Annotated in this window: 15 protein-coding genes; 13 read left to right on the top strand and 2 right to left on the bottom strand. The window is 53.9% G+C overall.

Annotated elements, in window-relative coordinates:
* Nucleotides 1-76: 76 nt before the first annotated feature.
* A complete protein-coding gene (gene barA / locus ACXAGQ_RS04810) occupies nucleotides 77-2,863 on the bottom strand; it encodes a two-component sensor histidine kinase BarA (RefSeq protein WP_475252208.1) in 2,787 nt (928 codons plus the stop codon).
* Nucleotides 2,864-3,016: 153 nt separating this feature from the next.
* Between barA and rlmD the strand changes: the two genes are divergently transcribed.
* The 13 genes from rlmD (at nucleotide 3,017) to rpoS (ending at nucleotide 16,837) form a co-directional block, all read left to right on the top strand.
* Nucleotides 3,017-4,336, top strand: coding sequence for a 23S rRNA (uracil(1939)-C(5))-methyltransferase RlmD (gene rlmD, locus ACXAGQ_RS04805; protein WP_475252206.1), 1,320 nt, complete (start codon nucleotides 3,017-3,019; stop codon nucleotides 4,334-4,336).
* A 32-nt stretch (nucleotides 4,337-4,368) separates the two neighbouring features.
* Nucleotides 4,369-6,600, top strand: coding sequence for a GTP diphosphokinase (gene relA / locus ACXAGQ_RS04800; protein ID WP_475252204.1), 2,232 nt, complete (start codon nucleotides 4,369-4,371; stop codon nucleotides 6,598-6,600).
* Between the two features lie 74 nt (nucleotides 6,601-6,674).
* Entirely contained in the window at nucleotides 6,675-7,484 is an 810-nt protein-coding gene (gene mazG / locus ACXAGQ_RS04795; protein WP_475252202.1) for a nucleoside triphosphate pyrophosphohydrolase, read from the top strand.
* A gap of 199 nt (nucleotides 7,485-7,683) precedes the next feature.
* On the top strand, nucleotides 7,684-9,324 hold the full coding sequence (locus ACXAGQ_RS04790; protein WP_107300815.1) for a CTP synthase: 1,641 nt from the start codon (nucleotides 7,684-7,686) through the stop codon (nucleotides 9,322-9,324).
* Between the two features lie 80 nt (nucleotides 9,325-9,404).
* On the top strand, nucleotides 9,405-10,706 hold the full coding sequence (eno, locus tag ACXAGQ_RS04785; protein WP_044622522.1) for a phosphopyruvate hydratase: 1,302 nt from the start codon (nucleotides 9,405-9,407) through the stop codon (nucleotides 10,704-10,706).
* Nucleotides 10,707-10,883: 177 nt separating this feature from the next.
* A complete protein-coding gene (ftsB, locus tag ACXAGQ_RS04780; protein WP_475252200.1) occupies nucleotides 10,884-11,156 on the top strand; it encodes a cell division protein FtsB in 273 nt (90 codons plus the stop codon).
* Between the two features lie 5 nt (nucleotides 11,157-11,161).
* Entirely contained in the window at nucleotides 11,162-11,860 is a 699-nt protein-coding gene (gene ispD, locus ACXAGQ_RS04775; RefSeq protein ID WP_475252198.1) for a 2-C-methyl-D-erythritol 4-phosphate cytidylyltransferase, read from the top strand.
* On the top strand, nucleotides 11,860-12,333 hold the full coding sequence (gene ispF, locus ACXAGQ_RS04770; RefSeq protein ID WP_475254667.1) for a 2-C-methyl-D-erythritol 2,4-cyclodiphosphate synthase: 474 nt from the start codon (nucleotides 11,860-11,862) through the stop codon (nucleotides 12,331-12,333). The genes ispD and ispF overlap by 1 nt, the downstream gene beginning before the upstream one ends.
* Before the next feature lie 63 nt (nucleotides 12,334-12,396).
* Nucleotides 12,397-13,461, top strand: a complete 1,065-nt coding sequence (gene truD / locus ACXAGQ_RS04765; protein ID WP_475252196.1) for a tRNA pseudouridine(13) synthase TruD — start codon at nucleotides 12,397-12,399, stop codon at nucleotides 13,459-13,461.
* Nucleotides 13,442-14,188, top strand: coding sequence for a 5'/3'-nucleotidase SurE (gene surE / locus ACXAGQ_RS04760; RefSeq protein WP_475252194.1), 747 nt, complete (start codon nucleotides 13,442-13,444; stop codon nucleotides 14,186-14,188). The genes truD and surE overlap by 20 nt, the downstream gene beginning before the upstream one ends.
* A 5-nt stretch (nucleotides 14,189-14,193) precedes the next feature.
* Nucleotides 14,194-14,823, top strand: coding sequence for a protein-L-isoaspartate(D-aspartate) O-methyltransferase (locus ACXAGQ_RS04755; RefSeq protein WP_475252192.1), 630 nt, complete (start codon nucleotides 14,194-14,196; stop codon nucleotides 14,821-14,823).
* A gap of 5 nt (nucleotides 14,824-14,828) precedes the next feature.
* A complete protein-coding gene (locus ACXAGQ_RS04750) occupies nucleotides 14,829-15,788 on the top strand; it encodes a peptidoglycan DD-metalloendopeptidase family protein (protein ID WP_475252190.1) in 960 nt (319 codons plus the stop codon).
* Between the two features lie 56 nt (nucleotides 15,789-15,844).
* Complete coding sequence (gene rpoS, locus ACXAGQ_RS04745; protein WP_475252188.1) at nucleotides 15,845-16,837, top strand: RNA polymerase sigma factor RpoS; 993 nt, start codon at nucleotides 15,845-15,847, stop codon at nucleotides 16,835-16,837.
* A 114-nt stretch (nucleotides 16,838-16,951) separates the two neighbouring features.
* Here the strand turns inward: rpoS and mutS are convergent, their stop codons facing one another.
* Complete coding sequence (mutS, locus tag ACXAGQ_RS04740) at nucleotides 16,952-19,522, bottom strand: DNA mismatch repair protein MutS (RefSeq protein WP_475254666.1); 2,571 nt, start codon at nucleotides 19,520-19,522, stop codon at nucleotides 16,952-16,954.
* Nucleotides 19,523-19,567: the final 45 nt, after the last annotated feature.

The raw sequence follows: 19,567 nt of genomic DNA, 5'->3' as shown, positions 1-19,567 counted from the left end.
CGAGTCAGTTGACTCGCTTTTTTTGTATTTCGTATAGCGCTTTCCCCTAGGAACTAGGATCCCGTACCTAGGATCTTTAATGCCTATAAGCCTTCGATGCCTTGACCACGTTGTTCATCTCGTCGATGAGTTCGAACAGTTCGGGTTCGATATCGTCGGTGCTGGCACCAACCTTGAGCTCGGTTTCTATGGTATGACACAGGCTCTTTAGGCGGGGAACGCCGCTGTAGGCACAGCTGCCATGGAGCTTGTGGATTGGCGGCCACAACTCGATATCCTTGCCGTCGAGTGCTTCGTTGACCAGCATTTCCACTTCCGGCATGAAGTCGAGCAGCATTTGCAGCATGTCCTTGGCGAGATCCTCTTTGCCTGCGGCTTGCTTCAAGGCCAGATCCCAGTCCCAGCTGACATTGCTATTCACTGGAGCTGGCGCCTCACTTTTTTCTTCTTCAACCTCTACTGGTTCCTGCTGCGGCGCATTGAGCTCAGTCACCGGCTTGTCGTGCGGTGTGGTCCACTTGGCGAGGATCTGCTGCAGGATCCGTTCTTCGATAGGTTTGGTCAGGTAGTCATCCATCCCCGCTTCAATCAGGCGTTCGCGCTCGCCGGCCATGGCGTGGGCGGTAACGGCAATCACCGGGGTTGAATGGTTGAGGTCGGTCTTGTGGATCTCCTGGCAGGCGGTGACACCGTCCATCTCCGGCATCTGGATATCCATGAAGATCAAATCAAACTCTTTCTGGTGGGCGTACTCTACCGCTTTGCGACCGCCGCTGGCGGTGATCACTGTCTCTACCCGCTCGCACAGCAGGGCGGAGATCAGCTTGAGGTTGGCCGGGTTGTCATCAACCGCCATAACCGTTAGCGGCTGGATGCTCGGCGCTTCGGTAGTGATTGGCTGTGGCTCCGGCTCGCTGAACGGATCGGGCTCGCTGACCAGCGCCTCGAACAGCTTGCGATGCCCCAGCGGCTTAGGCAGGCAGGAGGTTACCCCGGCATTAATCAGGCGCTCTGACAGCGCCAGCTCGGTGGTCGGCAGGCTAACGACCACTTTCTCACTCAGCTGTTCGGCTTTGAAGACCTGGTCGAGCAAGGTGGCGATTGGCGGTTGTTCGCCCGGCGATAGGTTGAGCAGGGCAAAGTCATGCTGCTCGGCATCGTCTGGCATACTCGAGCGGTATGTGACATGGATGCCGGCGCGGATCAAACGCTGCTGGATCACCGATGCTGCCTGCATGTTCGGCTCGATAAGCAGCAGCTTCTTGTTCATCAACGAGTGGGTGTCGATAGGTTGCGATACTGGCAGATCGGTCTTGTTCAAGCGCAGACTGAACCAGAAGGTCGAGCCCTGGTGCAGGCGCGAGGTCAGGCTGACTTCGCCGCCCATCTGGCTGACCAGCTTCTGGGTGATCACAAGGCCAAGGCCTGTTCCGCCATAGCGGCGGGAGATGCTGGCATCGGCTTGGCTGAAGGCTTGGAACAGCTGGGCCTGCTGGCGCTCCGAGATCCCGATCCCAGTATCACGCACCATAAACTGCAGCTCGAGGCTCTCGTCTCGCTCGGTCTTGAGTTCAACTGACACATCGATATTGCCGCGCTCGGTGAACTTCACTGCGTTGCCGATCAGGTTGGTCAGAACCTGCTGGATACGGAGCGGGTCGCCAATCATGCCGCTTGGAATACGGTGGTCGACTTTGAGAGTCAGCTCCAGCCCTTTTTCGTGGGCGCTCGGGGCAAGCAGCTTCATGACTTCATCGAGGGACTCGGTAAAGTCGAACGGGATGTTTTCAAGCAGCAGCTTGCCGGCTTCCAGCTTGGAGAAGTCGAGGATATCGTTGATGATGGTCAGCAGGTTGTTGGCCGACTTCTCGATGGTCTGCAGGTAGTCCTGCTGGCTAGTGCTGAGCCGGGTCTTGAGCATCTGGCGGGTAAAGCCGATCACCCCGTTGAGCGGGGTACGCAGCTCGTGCGACATATTGGCCAGGAACTCGGACTTGACCCGTGCCGCTTCCTGCGCCCGCTTCTTGGCGATATCCAATTCAACGTTCTGGATTTCCAGCTGTTCCAGCGTCTCGCGTAGGTCAGACGTCGCCTGGTCGATGCTCTGCTGCATCTCGATATGGTATTCAGACAGCGAAATCGCCATCGCATTGATGCCGTTTTTCAGGGTATCGAGCTCGCCCAGAAGCTGGCCCTCGATACGGACATCAAGGTGGCCGCGGCGGATCCGGTCGACCACGCTCACCATGTGCGAGATAGGGCGGGTGACATCTTTCATCAGCCGGTAGGCAAACAGGGATGACAGCGTCAGGCCGAGCAGCAGCACCATCAGCGCGGTAAATACTTCTTGGTACTGCTGGAGGCGCAGGGCACTCAAGTCGAGCTCAAGGGAGATATAGCCGAGGACTTCGGCTTGGTAGCCGGGAACCGATGAATTGCTGAACTGGCCTTCTTTGAGGATCGGCGCGCGCAGGATCAGCGAGTTCTCGTTGAGCCGGGTATCCAGCAGCATCGGGATCGGTTGATCCTCCGGGTACATCAGTGCCTCGAAGTTACGGTGGAAATTCGAGGTGACGAACAGCTCGTTGTTGGTATTGAAAACCGCAATACTGCGCACGATTTGCGAATGCTTGCGGTGGGCATAGCTGATCAGCCGGCGCACGGCCTCGCGGTTTTGGTCGGCCATGCCATATTCGGTGGAGATCGCCAAAGGCTCGATAATGCTGGCACCGGTCGAGATAAGCTGGTGTTCAAGATCGCGGTATCGGCTCATGGTAAAAAAAGCGCTCAAAAGCAGGCCAATAATCAGCGTCGGTGCTAATGTCAGGGTGAATACCCTGGCACGAAGTCCATATTTGGTCATGGTTCTCTTAATTACAAGAATGCGATTCTATGGGACAATTATCCCATCTATGGCCGCTAGCTTAATGAAAGTCAGGCTATTCGACAATCAACTCATCCTAAACTGTTGTTGAAATCACCAGTTTGGGCAAATTGCTCCGTGGATCCAATTACTATGGCACGCTTTTTCAAGCCTCAGAAAAGAAAATTAACCGATACCAAGCATAAAGAAATCACTATCAGCCGGCTCGACCACCTAGGTGCCGGTATCGGCCACCTCGACCGCAAGCCGGTGTTTGTCGAGGGCGTATTGCCAGGGGAGAAGGCAATTATCCAGCTGACGGAAGACAAAAAGCAATTTGCCCGAGCCAAGGTGATCCGTCGCCTGAGCGACAGCAGTGAGCGCGTTGCGCCGGCCTGCCCGATCTATGACCATTGTGGTGGTTGTAACCTGCAGCATTTATCTCATCAGGGTCAGGTGGCAGCCAAGCAGCAATCGCTGTCAGAGCTGATGGGCAAATTTGCCCGCACGGGTGAGCAGGTCGAGCAAGTCGCTCCTATCACCAGTGATGAGTGGCAATACCGCCGCTGTGCCCGTTTGAGCATTATGCCAAAAGGCGGTGAGCTAAAGATTGGTTTTCGCAAAAAGCAGAGCAAGGAAATCGTCGATGTTGAGCATTGCCCGGTGCTGGCGCAGTCTCTGAATGAACTTTTGCCGGCATTACGGGCTCTATTATCCCAGTTGAAGGGCCGCAAGCACCTTGGCCATGTCGAGTTAGTGGAGGCCGATAACGGCCGGGTGGTACTGATCCGCCATCTGCAGCCATTTTCTGAAAAAGACATGACCGCCATCCGTCAGTTTGCTGGCCAGCACCAGCTAATGTTGTACCTGGCGCCCACTTCTGATGCTCTTGATAGCATTTCCGGGCCAGCACCTTATTATGAGCTGGATGGCCTAGAGCTGGCTTTCTCGCCGAAAGACTTTATCCAGGTTAACCGCAAGGTGAACCAGAAGATGGTCGCGCAGGCCATGGACTGGTTGGCTGTCGGACCTGATGACCGGGTACTTGATCTATTCTGTGGGCTTGGTAATTTCAGTTTACCGCTCGCAAAGCGAGCAAAAGCACTGGTTGGTGTTGAAGGCGTCGACGAGATGGTGCATCGTGCATCAGAGAATGCAAAAAAGAATCAACAGGTTAATGCTGAGTTTTATCAAGCGAACCTAGAAGAAGATGTCACGGCAAAATCGTGGGCAAAAGAAAAATTCAGTAAGGTTTTGCTCGACCCAGCCCGGGCCGGTGCAGCTGGTGTTATGCAGCACGTGGTAAATTTGGGTCCGGAGCGGGTGGTGTATGTCTCCTGTAATCCGGCAACGCTGGCACGAGACAGCCAGGTATTACTGAAAGAAGGTTATCAGTTGGAACGGTTGGGTATGATGGACATGTTCCCTCATACCGGGCATTTGGAGTCGATGGCGTTATTTATCAAGCGATAGGCTCAGAATATTAGAGTAAACAGGATAGAAAAATGGTCGCAGTTCGCGGTGCGCATTTAAAGGAAAATGATACATTCGAGCTTTCTTCGTGGGTTGATAGCCTGAAGCAAGATGCAAAGGTGACGAAGCATCTGGTTAAGACTTATCAGCGATGTATCGATTTAACGACAGAGGACGAGCGCGCGTCATTATTGCTATGGCGTGGCCGCGAGATGGTCGAGATCCTGGTAACGCTCAGCATGGACAAAGATACGCTGGTGGCAGCTTTGCTGTTCCCGTTGGTGGAAGCCGGCGTTTACAGCCATGAGCAACTCAAGGAAGACTACAGCAATACAATTTTGCAGATGGTCACTGGCGTCAGCCAGATGGCAGCCATCGGCCAGCTCAACGCCACCAAGGAAGGCGCTGAGCAGTCGGCCCAGGTGGATAATATCCGCCGTATGCTGCTGTCGATGGTTGATGATTTCCGCTGCGTGGTGATCAAGCTCGCCGAGCGGATCTGCAACCTACGCGAAGTGAAAGACGAGCCGGACGATGTACGCAGGGCAGCAGCCAAAGAGTGTGCCAACATCTATGCGCCGCTGGCAAACCGTCTGGGTATCGGTCAGCTCAAGTGGGAAATTGAAGACTACGCCTTCCGCTACCGTCACCCGGAGACCTACAAGCAGATTGCCAAGCAGCTGTCCGAGCGTCGTATTGACCGCGAGCAATACATCGAGCACTTCGTGACCGACTTGGCCGACGACATGAAAGCCTCGGCTATCAAAGCCGATGTGCAGGGGCGTCCGAAGCATATCTACAGTATCTGGCGCAAGATGCAGAAGAAGAGCCTGGCGTTTGACGAGCTGTTCGATGTCCGTGCGGTGCGGATCATTGCTGACGAAATCCAGGACTGCTATGCCGCGCTGGGTATCGTGCATACCAAGTACCGTCACTTGCCAAAAGAGTTTGACGACTACGTCGCCAACCCGAAACCCAATGGTTACCAGTCAATCCATACTGTGGTGCTGGGCCCGGAAGGCAAGACCATTGAAATCCAGATCCGCACCAAGCAGATGCACGAAGAGTCGGAGCTCGGGGTTGCGGCCCACTGGAAGTACAAGGAAAGCGGTTCATCGTCGGGCGGTGCCAAGTCATCGTATGACGAGAAAATCAACTGGCTGCGTAAGCTGCTGGCCTGGCAGGAAGAGATGTCCGATTCGGGCGAGATGCTCGAAGAGCTGCGCAGCCAGGTATTCGATGACCGTGTCTATGCCTTTACGCCTAAAGGTGATGTGGTTGACTTGCCGCTTGATGCAACGCCGCTGGATTTCGCCTACCACATCCACTCGGAAGTCGGCCACCGCTGTATCGGTGCCAAGGTTGAGGGGCGGATTGTTCCGTTTACCTACAACCTGCAGATGGGTGATCAGGTAGAGATCATCACCCAGAAAGAGCCGAACCCTTCACGCGACTGGTTGAACCCGAACCTCGGCTTTGTCAACTCCAGCCGTGCCCGCTCCAAGGTTCATGCTTGGTTCCGCAAGCAGGATCGCGACAAGAACATCCTGGCTGGCCGTGAAATCTTGGAAATCGAGCTGGTCAAAATCGGCGCCACCATGAAGGATGCCGAGGCATACGCGCTCAAGCGCTTCAATGTCAATTCGGCCGATGAGCTGTTTGCCGGTATCGGCAGTGGCGACCTGCGTATCAACCAGGTGATCAACCACATAAACGCCTTGGTTAACAAGCCGACTGCCGAGGAAGAAGACCAGCAGCTGCTTGAGAAGCTGACCGAGGCCAGCAGCAAGCCGGCAACCACCAAGAAGCCCCAGCGTGATGCGGTGGTGGTGGAAGGGGTCGATAACCTGATGACCCACCTGGCCCGCTGTTGCCAGCCAATCCCGGGCGATGACATCCAGGGGTTTGTCACCCAGGGGCGCGGGATCTCGGTGCACCGCAGCGACTGTGAGCAGCTTGAAGAGCTCCGTCATGTCGCGCCTGAGCGGATCATTGACACGGTGTGGGGCGGCGGCTTTGTAGGCAACTACCACATCACGGTCAGGGTCACCGCCGCTGAGCGTAACGGTCTGCTCAAAGAGCTGACCAATACCTTGGCCAACGAGAAGGTCAAAGTCGCGGGGATGAAGAGCCGGGTCGATTACAAGAAGCAGATGTCGATCATGGACTTCGATATCGAGCTGACCGACCTGGAAGTGCTGAGCCGGGTGCTCAAGCGCATCGAGCAGGTGAGAGACGTCGCCGAGGCGAAAAGACTACACTAAGCACTATTAAAATTGACGACAAAAGCGGGAGCCAAGGCTGCCGCTTTTTCTTTTTGCAGACAGAGATGAATCCTATGAGTAAATCACAACGCCCTATCGAACAACTGGTGGAGATCATGGCCAAGCTGCGTGATCCGGACAATGGCTGCCCGTGGGATCTGAAGCAGACCTTCGCCACCATCGTGCCGCATACCTTGGAAGAAGCCTACGAAGTGGCCGATGCGATTGAGCAGCAGAACTGGGAGGATGTCCGTGAAGAGCTGGGCGACCTGCTGTTCCAAGTGATTTTCTACAGCCAGCTCGGCAAGGAGCAGGGGCTGTTTGATTTTGATGATGTGGTTGAGGGGATCAACGAAAAACTCACTCGCCGTCATCCCCATGTGTTTGCCGATACTGAGTTTGCCAACGAGGCGGACATCAACGCCAACTGGGAAGCGGAGAAAGCCAAGGAGCGATCAGCGAAAGGGGAGGATAGCAGTGTCCTTGCCAACATTCCGCGCGCGCTGCCAGCGCTGACCCGGGCCGATAAAATCCAGAAGCGCTGTGCCAAACATGGCTTTGATTGGGATACCCTGGGACCGGTCGTTGACAAGGTGCACGAGGAAATTGAAGAGGTAATGGAAGAAGTCATCCAAGTGTCACCTGATCAGGCTAAAGTCGAAGAAGAAATGGGTGATTTGTTGTTTGCTGTTGCCAATTTCAGTCGTCATGTACAGGTCAAACCGGAAGTGGCCCTGCAACGTGCCAACCAAAAATTCGAGCGCCGTTTTCGCGAAGTGGAGAAAACTGTGCTAGAAAGAGGAATGCGCCTCGACGAATGCACCCTCGAATATCTGGATGCGATCTGGGATGAGGTCAAGCGTAACGAGCTGAAGACAAAGTAGGCTAGGTGGAGAGGATAGTAGCGCTCGGACGAAGGAATGGTCAAAGGATAGTCACCTAGTTTAGTAGATTTGATTTGAAACAAAAAAAAACCAAACGTGCTGTGATAGTTTTCACGTTGTGGCAATAAAGTGTGTCTGGTATACTAATTTCCCGTCCAGATACTTTTTATATCCTCTATACCAATCTTCCAGGTAAAACATGACAACGAATTACATTTTTGTTACGGGCGGGGTCGTATCCTCACTAGGTAAAGGTATTGCTGCAGCATCGCTGGCGGCTATTCTAGAAGCACGTGGTCTAAAAGTGACCATGATGAAGCTAGACCCTTACATCAACGTTGACCCAGGCACAATGAGCCCGATTCAGCATGGTGAAGTATTCGTAACGGAAGACGGTGCAGAGACTGACCTTGACCTAGGTCACTATGAGCGTTTCATCCGTACCAAGATGACTAAGCGCAACAACTTCACTGCGGGACGTGTTTACGCTGATGTACTGCGTAAAGAGCGTCGTGGTGACTACCTAGGTGCAACGATTCAGGTTATCCCACACATCACCAACGCGATCAAAGAGCGTGTTATTGCTGGTGCAGAAGGCCACGACGTTGCTATCGTCGAAGTAGGCGGCACAGTAGGTGATATCGAATCTCTACCATTTATGGAAGCTATCCGTCAGCTAGCTGTAGAACTAGGCCGCGAGCGCGCTATGTTCATGCACCTGACACTAGTACCATACCTGGCAGCGGCTGGCGAAGTGAAAACTAAGCCAACCCAGCATTCTGTGAAAGAGCTGCTTTCTATCGGTATTCAGCCAGACATCCTGGTATGTCGTTCTGACCGTATGATCCCTGCTAACGAGCGTGCCAAGATTGCACTGTTCTGTAATGTTCAGGAAAAAGCCGTTATTTCAATGAAAGACGTAGATTCCATCTACAAGATCCCACAGCTTATCAAGGCTCAGGGTCTTGATGACTTGGTATGTCAGCGTTTCGGCATTACAGCACCGGAAGCTGATCTTTCTGAGTGGGAACAGGTGATCTACGAAGAAGCTAACCCAACTGCCGAAGTTGTTATCGGTATGGTGGGTAAGTACATCGAACTACCAGATGCGTACAAGTCAGTGAACGAAGCTCTGAAGCATGCAGGCCTGAAGAACCGCCTATCTGTTAAGATCAAGTACGTTGACTCGCAAGATGTCGAAAGCAAAGGCGAAGAAGCGCTGCAAGGCCTTGACGCTATCTTGGTTCCTGGTGGCTTCGGCGGCCGTGGTGTAGAAGGCAAGATCCTAACTGCACAGTACGCCCGTGAAAACAAAATTCCTTACCTTGGCATCTGCCTGGGTATGCAGGTGGCATTGATTGAATTCGCACGTAATGTTGCGGGTCTTGAGGGCGCTCACTCTACCGAGTTTAACGCTGATACCAAGAACCCGGTTGTTGGCCTGATCACTGAGTGGGTTGATGGCGAAGGCAACGTTGAAGAGCGTACCGAAAAATCTGACCTTGGCGGTACTATGCGTCTTGGTTCTCAGCTATGTCACTTGGCTGAAGGTTCGAAAGCGCGTGAACTATACGGTAACCCAACGATTCATGAGCGTCACCGTCACCGCTACGAAGTAAACAACAACCTACTTCCTCAACTAGAGAAAGCAGGTCTGAAAATTTCTGGTCTGTCTGCAGACAAGAAGTTGGTGGAAATCATCGAGATCCCGAACCACCCATGGTTTGTGGCCGCTCAGTTCCACCCTGAGTTCACCTCTACGCCTCGCGATGGCCACCCTCTATTTGAAGGCTTCGTGAAAGCGGCTGGTGCAAACCAGCGCGGTGAGCTTAACAAGTAAGGATTACGGATAGCTGTGGCAGTGATGGCTGCAGCTATTTTTTTAGCTTTTAATTTGAAGATAAAGCAAGAGGAAACACAATGTCTAAGATCGTTAAAGTTCTAGGTCGTGAAATCATTGACTCACGTGGTAACCCAACTGTTGAAGCTGAAGTTCACCTAGAAGGCGGTTTCGTAGGTATGGCTGCTGCACCATCTGGTGCATCAACTGGTTCTCGTGAAGCTCTTGAGCTACGCGACGGTGACAAGTCTCGTTTCCTAGGTAAAGGCGTTCTTAAAGCTGTTGAAGCTGTGAACGGCCCAATCGCGGAAGCTCTAGTAGGTAAAGACGCTAAAGCACAAGCTGAAATCGACCAGATCATGCTTGACCTAGACGGCACTGAAAACAAATCTAACTTCGGTGCAAACGCAATCCTAGCTGTATCTCTAGCGAACGCTAAAGCAGCAGCTGCTGCTAAAGGCATGCCTCTATACGAGCACATTGCTGAGCTAAACGGTACTGCTGGTCAGTTCTCTATGCCTCTACCAATGATGAACATCATCAACGGTGGTGAGCACGCTGATAACAACGTTGACATCCAAGAGTTCATGATCCAGCCAGTTGGCGCTAAGACTCTTAAAGAAGGTCTACGTATCGGTGCTGAAGTATTCCACAACCTAGCTAAAGTTCTTAAGTCTAAAGGCATGAGCACTGCTGTTGGTGACGAAGGTGGTTTCGCTCCTAACCTAGAGTCTAACGCTGCTGCTCTAGCTGCAATCAAAGAAGCTGTTGAGCTAGCTGGCTACGAGCTAGGCAAAGACGTTACTCTTGCTATGGACTGTGCTGCATCTGAGTTCTTCGACAAAGAAGCTGGCAACTACAACATGAAAGGCGAAGGTAAGATCTTCACTTCTGAAGAGTTCAACCACTACCTAGCTGGCCTAGTTGCTGAGTACCCAATCGTTTCTATCGAAGACGGTCTAGACGAGTCTGACTGGGATGGCTTCAAGCACCAGACTGAACTACTAGGCGACAAGATTCAGCTAGTAGGTGACGATCTATTCGTTACTAACACTAAGATTCTTGCTCAAGGTATCGAGAAAGGCGTTGCTAACTCTATCCTTATCAAGTTCAACCAGATCGGTTCTCTAACTGAAACTCTAGCTGCTATCAAGATGGCTAAAGACGCTGGTTACACTGCAGTTATCTCTCACCGTTCTGGTGAAACTGAAGATGCAACTATCGCTGACCTAGCGGTAGGTACTGCTGCTGGCCAAATCAAGACTGGTTCTATGAGCCGTTCTGACCGTGTTGCTAAGTACAACCAGCTAATCCGTATCGAAGAAGCGCTAGGTGAGAAAGCACCTTACAACGGTCTTAAAGAAGTTAAAGGCCAAGCTTAATTAAAAGCTGCGTATCGGGGTAACCCGAGCTGATACTCAAAAACCGCCCTCTATGGGCGGTTTTTTTATGAGCAGACTATTGTTCAGTTTGGTATTATTTCCAGCAGCTTGACACGCCTTTGTGTTTCAATCTGTTATCATTAGCTTAATTTCCTATACCATTGCCGAGAGGGCGCAATGCGATTGTTAAACCTTCTGCTACTGGCTATCCTCAGCTGGTTACAATATGACTTCTGGCTCGGCAAAAACGGTATGGTCGACTACCTTGCGGTGCGCGATAACGTTGCTGTCCAGCAACAGGCTAATGCCGAACTGGTTCAGCGTAACCAGCAAATGTATTTCGAAATCCATGACTTGCACCGTGGTCAGGAAGCCATCGAAGAGCGCGCCCGTAACGAACTGGGCATGATCGGAACCGATGAGACCTTTTTCCGAATTGTCAGTGATTGAATTCCATGAAAGATAAAATGATCGCAGTCGTACCGGCTGCAGGTGTGGGTAGCCGGATGGCAGCGGACCGACCGAAACAGTATTTGCACATTGCGGGCAAGACAATTCTCGAACATACCATCGACCGTTTGTTGCAGCACCCGATGATCGACCGGGTTGTCGTGGCTATTGGCGTGCAAGATCCGTATTACCCCACCTTGCCGCTGGCGGATAACCCACGGGTTACCCGTGTCGACGGCGGGGCTGAGCGGGCCGACTCGGTCTTTTCTGGCCTGGCAGCGATTGATGACCCTGATGCCTGGGTGCTGGTCCATGACGCCGCTCGCCCATGTCTGCGCCAGCAGGATCTGCAAAAGCTGATAGATGGGGCACAGGCTAGTGAGTGTGGTGCTATCTTGGCGGCGCCGGTACGCGATACCATGAAACGTGGCAATGGCCAGCAAGCTATCGCAGTCACCGTTGAGCGCAGTGATCTCTGGCATGCATTAACACCGCAGATGTTCCGTGCCGGCCAATTGAAGCAAGCGTTGGAAACCGCCTTGGCTGACGGGGCGGTAGTGACTGACGAGGCGTCGGCGCTGGAGCATTGCGGTATGGCACCGAAGCTGGTGGCGGGCCGGGCAGATAACCTCAAAGTGACCCAGCCTGAAGATCTCGCCATCGCGGAATTTTATCTGCAACACTTATTGAAGGAAGAGCAATGATGCGTATTGGACACGGCTTTGACGTGCATAAATTTGGTGGCGAAGGTCCGGTAATTATCGGCGGGGTTGCTATTCCCTATGAGCAGGGGCTGATCGCCCACTCCGACGGTGACGTTGCGCTGCATGCCGTTTGCGATGCATTGCTCGGTGCGATTGGCGCCGGTGATATCGGGCGCCATTTTCCTGATACCGATGCCGAGTGGGAAGGGGCTGACAGCCGTATGTTGCTGCGCGACGTATACCGCAAAGTAAAAGCAAAAGGCTACCGATTGGGTAACCTGGATGTCACCATTATTGCCCAGGCTCCGAAAATGGCACCGCATATCGATGCCATGTGCCAAGCGATTGCCGAGGATTTGGAAACCGGTATTGAGAACATCAATGTCAAAGCGACCACCTCGGAGCGCCTCGGGTTTACCGGGCGCAAAGAAGGCATTGCCTGTGAAGCGGTAGTGCTGATCAACAAAGATTAAATCGGGTAGGGCGAGACAGCCCTGCCTCCTGGCATCTCGGTGCTGCTAAAGAATGGTGTAATTATGTCTACGGTAATGGACAACTTCAGCTGGTTATATGGACAACCTAGCTGTCAGGGCCGCATTAAGGTTGAGCCTGAAGATTTTGTAGTAAAGGAAAACCTTGGCTTTGAGTTTGCCGGTGTGGGCGAGCATTTCATGGTGAAGATCCGCAAAACCGGTGAAAACACCAAGTATGTGGTTAATGAACTGGCCAAAGCCTGCGATGTGAAATCGCGTGATGTCAGCTGGGCCGGCTTGAAAGATCGCCACGCGGTGACCGAACAATGGCTAAGCGTCCACTTGCCGGGTAAACCCGATCCTGACCTGACCCAGTTTGTCGCTGAGCATCCGGGTGTTGAAGTGCTGGAAACAGCCCGCCATGACAAAAAGCTTCGCCCGGGTGATTTAACCGGTAACTGGTTCCAGCTGACATTGCGCGAGCTTGACCAGCCAGAGGATGTGATTGCCCGTCTGGCGCAGGTGAAGCAGCTTGGGGTACCTAACTACTTTGGCGAGCAGCGCTTTGGCCACGGCGGCAACAATGTCACCAAGGCCCGTGCCTGGGGTAATGATGAATTCCGCGTGCGCGACAAGAGCAAGCGCAGCTTCTACCTGTCGGCAGCACGTTCATGGTTGTTCAACATGATCCTGTCTGCCCGTATCGAGCAGCAGAATGTCCATACCGTTATCGAAGGTGACTTGCTGGAAGTGGCGGGTGACGACCGCGACCGTTTGGTAGAGTCAGATATCGCGAAGTGGCAGCAAGCAGTCGATAACGGTACGGCTTGCATCACGGCGCCGATGATGGGCGACAATGCTCTGCCAACCAGTGGCCAGGCAGAAGACTTTGAAATGGCGATTGCCGAGCAGGAGCCGCTGTTGCTCAAGCTGATCCGTGACAACCGCATGCGCCATGAGCGCCGTCCGTTGCTGCTTAAACCGCAGGATTTGGCCTGGCAGCAGCAAGAGGATACGGTCACGGTTTCTTTTGCACTACCAGCGGGTTGCTTTGCCACGGCGGTGGTTCGCGAGCTGATGGTTGAGCTGGAACAACAGGAAGGCAGCTATGCGAATTCTGATCAGTAATGACGATGGTATCTTTGCCCAGGGGATCAATACCTTGGCAGAGGTATTGAGCGAGATCGGCGAGGTAACGGTCGTTGCCCCGGATCGCAATCGCTCGGGGGCGTCAAACTCGTTGACGCTGGATAACCCGCTGCGGATCCGCCACGAAGGCGATCAGTGCATCTCGGTCGAGGGAACACCGACGGACTGTGTCCACTTTGCGCTTAACGAATGGCTCGACGAGCGTCCGGATGTGGTTGTTGCCGGCATCAACCATGGTGCCAACCTAGGTGACGATGTGCTTTACTCTGGTACGGTAGCAGCGGCAACAGAAGGCCACTTCCTTGGTGTGCCGGCTATTGCGGTCTCCTTGGTGGGGCACCAGCACTTTGACACGGCCGCACAGGTCGTGAAGCAAGTTCTGCAAAAAATGCAGTCAGCGCCGCTGCCGAGCAATAAAATTCTAAATATCAATGTCCCGGATGTCGCTTATTCTGAATTGGGCAGCTGGCAGGTCACTCGCCTTGGCGCCCGCCACCGCGCGGAGAATATGGTCAAGGGTATTGATCCCCGAGGCAAGGAGCTTTACTGGCTCGGGCCCCCGGGGCCATGCCAGGACGCTGGGCCGGGCACTGACTTTTATGCCATTGAACAGCAATGTGTATCGATAACCCCACTGCAGGTAGACCTTACTGCGCATGATGCGCTGGCAGGGCTTGGCACGTGGATTGAGCAACAGGAGAAATAGTTGCAATGCGCTATGTGGACGAGCGGACGCTGTTGTTGAACTATTTGCGCCAGCAGGGGATTTCTGACGACAAGGTACTCCAGGCGATGGCATCTGTCCCGCGGGAGCTCTTTATCGACGAAGCCCTGTCACACAAAGCTTATGAGAATAATGCCCTGCCGATTGGCTGCGGGCAGACGATCTCGCAGCCGTATATTGTCGCCAAGATGACCGAGCTGATGGCACTGTCGCCGGGTTCAAGGATCCTCGAAATCGGGACCGGGTCGGGCTATCAGACCGCGGTACTGGCACACATGGTCGACCATGTTTATTCGGTGGAGCGGATCAAGGCGTTGCAGTGGCAGGCAAAGCGCCGCCTCAAGCAGCTTGAATTGCACAATGTCTCGACCAAGCACAGTGATGGCTGGCGGGGCTGGGCGGGGAAAGGTCCGTTTGATGCGATTATTGTGACCGCGGCTGCCGCTGAGATCCCGGTAGAGCTGCTTACCCAGCTCGCTGATGGTGGCCGCTTGGTGATCCCTGTCGGCGAGCATTCGCAGGTATTGAAAGTGATTATTCGCGAAGGGGAGCGATTTGCTTACCGTGATATTGAAGCCGTACGTTTTGTTCCGTTAGTCGCCGGGGAGTTGGCATAGGAAATATGGTAAGGGTGTTGTCTTCAGCAAGGATGTGGAAGCTGGCAGCGATTGCTGCCGGCTTGATGCTGTCTGGCTGCAGTAATCATAGCCCGGCACCGGTGACGAGCCTTGGCAAGGACTACCATAGCCTAGAGCGTGGCAGCTACCGTGGCAGTTATTACGAGGTCCAGAAGGGCGATACCCTTTACTTCATTTCATACATTACCGGGCGTGATGTCGACGATATTATTGCAAGTAATAAATTGTCGAAGCCTTATACCATTTTTCCCGGTCAGAAACTGCAGCTCTGGCGGCCGAAATATGTCGCTCCGCAATATGGCCGCACGGCGCCAGTGGCCGTAGCTGCTACACCTGCTGCGAAAAAAACAACAAAATCAACAAGCTCAAAACCTGCTCAGCCAAAGCCTGTTGCTAACTCACAACCTGCTGCCCAGCCGGCGACCCAGAAACCGACCCAAGTTGCAGCGACGCAAAAGCAAAACGAGCAAAAAGCCGCCAATAAAAATGTTGATCCGGCTCCCACAAAAGAGTACTCTCAGAAAACCAAAAGCAACAAAGTTGTTACAACTAAGCTGCAACCTAGCAACACTAAAGTGGCTAAATGGGCTTGGCCTTCAAAGGGGCGCGTGATAGCCAAATTCTCCAACTCGGAGAATGGCAACAAAGGGATCGACATCGCCGGGCAGCGTGGACAAGCTGTCAATGCATCAGCAAACGGGGTGGTGGTCTATGCCGGGAATGCGCTCCGTGGGTATGGCAACCTGGTGATCATCAAGCACAACGATGACTATCTCAGTGCATATGCCCACAATGATCAGGTTTATGTCAAGGAGCAGCAAAAAGTCACTGTTGGCCAGAAAATTGCTTCCATGGGAAGCTCGGGCACAAATTCAGTGAAGCTGCATTTTGAGATCCGTTACAAAGGTAAATCCGTTGATCCTATGCGGTACTTACCGAAATAGACAACATGGCATAGTAAAGTTGTAATGTCTTGCTAACTCGCCATCTGGGAGGCGCTATGAGTGGAAGCAATACTGCTGCAGATATTGAAGATTTTGACTTTGAAGAAGAAATGGAAGTAGATTCCACGACTGCCGAAGCCAAAACCGAAGATGTTAGTGCTAGTGACGATGATGTCGACATGTCGCGCTACGGGGCTACGCAGAAAGCCCTAGACGCGACGCAACTCTATCTGGGGGAGATCGGTTTTTCTCCCTTGCTAACCGCAGAGGAGGAAGTCCTCTACGCCCGCCGTGCCTTGCGGGGTGATGAAGTCGCCCGCAAGCGTATGATTGAAAGTAACCTTCGCTTAGTGGTTAAAATATCCCGCCGCTACAGCAACCGTGGCCTGGCCCTGCTCGACTTGGTCGAAGAGGGTAACCTTGGCCTGATCCGCGCGGTAGAGAAGTTCGATCCGGAACGCGGCTTCCGCTTCTCAACCTATGCTACGTGGTGGATCCGCCAAACTATCGAGCGGGCCATCATGAATCAGACCCGTACCATCCGCCTGCCTATTCACGTCGTCAAAGAGCTGAATGTTTACCTTCGCACTGCCCGTGAGCTGGCACAAAAGCTAGACCATGAGCCGACGGCGGAAGATATTGCGCTCAAGTTGGATAAATCGGTCGATGACGTCAACCGGATGCTGCGCCTCAACGAGCGTGTTGGCTCGGTAGACAATCCTATCGGTGGCGATTCGGAAAAAGCCCTGCTGGATATCATCCCTGATGAAAAAAGTGGTGGTCCCGAAACCTCGACCCAAGATGACGATATCAAAACATCTATCGTTCATTGGCTGCAGGAGCTCAACCCGAAACAGCGTGAAGTGCTGGCACGTCGTTTTGGCCTGCTGGGTTACGAAGCATCAACGTTGGAAGATGTCGGCCGTGAAATCGGTTTGACCCGTGAAAGAGTACGCCAGATCCAGGTGGAAGGGCTGCGTAGGCTGCGTGATATGTTGACCCACCAAGGGCTTAGCATTGAGTCGCTGTTCAATCAGGAACAACTGTAAACCGACACACTTTTATTAAGACTTTTTACGGTTACAATCAAAAAGGGATGCCACGAGGCATCCCTTTTTATTTCCTGCTTAGCCAATAGCCAATAGCCAATAGCCAATAGCCAATTACATCAAGGCTTTGAGACGATACAGCTCGTCAAGCGCCTGGCGCGGGGTCATTTCATCAGGGTTGATACGCGCCAGTGCTTCCTCGACTTCGCTTGGCTCCGGCAGCAGGCTGAGCTGCTGTTCGGCAGCCGGGGCTTGGCTCGCTGGCGCAACCGCTTGTTGGTGGCCGCTGGCTTCGAGTTGCTGCAGCTTGAACTTGGCGCGTTTGATCACTGGCTTTGGTACACCGGCCAGGCTTGCAACGGCCAAGCCGTAGGACTTGCTGGCAGCGCCTTCCTGTACCGCGTGCATAAAGGCGATTTCATCGCCGTGCTCTACGGCATCGAGGTGGACATTGGCCAGGCCATCCATCAGTGATGGCAGCTCGGTCAGCTCGAAGTAGTGGGTGGCAAACAGTGTCATGGCTGAAATCTTGTCGGCCAGCCATTCGGCACTGGCCCAAGCCAGTGACAAACCGTCATAGGTACTGGTACCGCGGCCGATTTCGTCCATCAACACCAAGCTATTCTGCGTCGCATTGTGCAGGATGTTTGCCGTTTCGGTCATTTCAACCATGAAGGTTGAGCGGCCTGACGCCAAGTCATCGGAGGCACCGATACGGGTAAAGATCCGATCCAGCGGGCCGATTTTGACCGCTTCGGCCGGCACAAAAGAACCAACGTGGGCCAGCAGGGCGATCAGTGCAGTCTGGCGCATATAGGTCGATTTACCGCCCATATTCGGGCCGGTAATAATCAGCATGCGGCGGTCATGGTGGAGCGAGATCGGGTTGGCGATAAACGGTTCGCTCAGCACCTGCTCGACCACTGGGTGGCGGCCGGCTGTGATTTCAATTCCTGTGGTTTCCGTCAGCTCAGGACGGCAGTAGTTGAGGGTATCGGCACGCTCGGCCAGGTTGGCCAGCACATCCAGTTCGGAAATCGCAGCAGCTGCGTTTTGCAGTTGCTCAAGGTGTGGCAGCAGCAGGTCAAACAGCTCTTCCCACAGCTTCTTCTCCAGCGCCAAGGCTTTTGATTTTGAGTTGAGGACTTTGTCTTCGTGCTCTTTGAGCTCAGGGATAATGTAGCGTTCGGCATTTTTCAGCGTTTGGCGGCGCACATAGTGGCTCGGCACCAAGTGGCTCTGGCCTCGGCTGACCTGGATATAGAAACCGTGGACGTTGTTGAAGCCGACTTTCAGGCTATCGATGTCATGGCGTTCGCGCTCGTTGGCTTCCAGCTCTTCCAGGAACTTGGTGGCACCATCGGCCAGATCACGCCATTCGTCCAGCTCGGCATTGTAGCCCGGCGCCAATACGCCGCCGTCACGGATCACAACCGGCGGGTTCTCGATAATGGCACGCTCAAGCAGTTCGCACAGCTCGTCCATCGGCGCAGCCAGGCCGGCTAGCTCGCCGATACGGGCTTGGTCGATATCACCGAGCATTTCAGCCATTTCCGGCAGGTGCTGCAGTGCCGTGCGCATGCGTGCAAGGTCGCGCGGGCGGGCAGAGCGAAGGGCCAAGCGGGCAAGGATACGCTCCAGGTCTCCCATGTGGCGCAATACGCCGGCGAGATCCAAGAACAGCCCGGTATCCTTGAAGGCAGTAATGGCGTCAAGGCGGCCGTTGAGCTGCTGGCGGTCACGGATAGGCTGGTGCAGCCAGCGCTTGAGCAAGCGGCTGCCCATCGGCGTTGCCGTCTGATCCAGCACCGAGGCCAAGGTACTCTCGAAGCCTCCGGCGAGGTTCTGGGTCAGTTCCAGGTTGCGGCGGGTCGCGGCATCCAAGATCACGGAATGATCTTTGGTGTCCAGGGTAATGGCACGGATATGCGGCAGGGCGGTACGCTGGGTATCTTTGACATACTGCATCAGGCAACCGGCAGCGCAAAGGCCATGCTCTGCTTGCTCGACTCCGAAACCGACCAGGTCACGGGTACCGAACTGCATGGTGAGCTGCTGGCGGGCAGTATCGAGGTCGAACTCCCATACCGGGCGGCGGCGTGCCCCTTTCATGCCATGGAACAAGCCCAGCAGGTCGAAGTCTTCCGGGTAGAGCAGCTCTGCAGGGCTGGTGCGTTGTAGCTCGGCCTGCATCGCTTCTTCGGTTTCGGGTTCAGCGAGCATAAAGCGCCCCGAAGTGATGTCCAGCGTAGCGTAGCCGAACTTGTCGCCTTCGTGGTAGATGGCGGCAATCAGGTTGTCTTGGCGCTCGCTCAGCAGCGCTTCGTCACTGACCGTACCCGGGGTGATGATGCGTACCACTTTGCGCTCGACCGGCCCCTTGCTGGTGGCCGGATCGCCGACCTGCTCACAGATAGCCACAGACACGCCCTGCTGGACAAGGCGGGCAAGGTAGCCCTCTACAGCATGGTAAGGCACCCCGGCCATCGGGATCGGGTTGCCGTTGGAAGAGCCGCGTTTGGTCAGCGAGATATCCAGCAGCTGTGAAGCCTGCTTGGCGTCATCAAAAAATAGTTCGTAGAAATCACCCATCCGGTAAAACAGCAAGACATCCGGATTCTCAGCCTTGATCCGAAGAAATTGCTGCATCATGGGGGTGTGTTTTTCTATGCCTTTTATTGTCACGTTGTTGCCTGCTACATTGTGCCGGTGGGCTGGATTACCCTGCTT

The organism is Photobacterium sp. ABD4_091 (assembly GCF_056160145.1).
The sequence above is the reverse complement of the archived record's forward strand: the minus strand, read 5'-3'. Positions and strand labels throughout refer to the sequence as shown.

Excerpts from the sequence above, each read along its gene's own strand:
- ACXAGQ_RS04750 (WP_475252190.1), top strand. The coding sequence starts at position 14,829 with ATGGTAAGGGTGTTGTCTTCAGCAAGGATGTGGAAGCTGGCAGCGATT.
- mazG (WP_475252202.1), top strand. The coding sequence starts at position 6,675 with ATGAGTAAATCACAACGCCCTATCGAACAACTGGTGGAGATCATGGCC.
- ispF (WP_475254667.1), top strand. The coding sequence starts at position 11,860 with ATGCGTATTGGACACGGCTTTGACGTGCATAAATTTGGTGGCGAAGGT.
- surE (WP_475252194.1), top strand. The coding sequence starts at position 13,442 with ATGCGAATTCTGATCAGTAATGACGATGGTATCTTTGCCCAGGGGATC.
- relA (WP_475252204.1), top strand. The coding sequence starts at position 4,369 with ATGGTCGCAGTTCGCGGTGCGCATTTAAAGGAAAATGATACATTCGAG.
- truD (WP_475252196.1), top strand. The coding sequence starts at position 12,397 with ATGTCTACGGTAATGGACAACTTCAGCTGGTTATATGGACAACCTAGC.
- ispD (WP_475252198.1), top strand. The coding sequence starts at position 11,162 with ATGAAAGATAAAATGATCGCAGTCGTACCGGCTGCAGGTGTGGGTAGC.
- ACXAGQ_RS04790 (WP_107300815.1), top strand. The coding sequence starts at position 7,684 with ATGACAACGAATTACATTTTTGTTACGGGCGGGGTCGTATCCTCACTA.
- rpoS (WP_475252188.1), top strand. The coding sequence starts at position 15,845 with ATGAGTGGAAGCAATACTGCTGCAGATATTGAAGATTTTGACTTTGAA.
- barA (WP_475252208.1), bottom strand. The coding sequence starts at position 2,863 with ATGACCAAATATGGACTTCGTGCCAGGGTATTCACCCTGACATTAGCA.
- ACXAGQ_RS04755 (WP_475252192.1), top strand. The coding sequence starts at position 14,194 with ATGCGCTATGTGGACGAGCGGACGCTGTTGTTGAACTATTTGCGCCAG.
- ftsB (WP_475252200.1), top strand. The coding sequence starts at position 10,884 with ATGCGATTGTTAAACCTTCTGCTACTGGCTATCCTCAGCTGGTTACAA.
- eno (WP_044622522.1), top strand. The coding sequence starts at position 9,405 with ATGTCTAAGATCGTTAAAGTTCTAGGTCGTGAAATCATTGACTCACGT.
- rlmD (WP_475252206.1), top strand. The coding sequence starts at position 3,017 with ATGGCACGCTTTTTCAAGCCTCAGAAAAGAAAATTAACCGATACCAAG.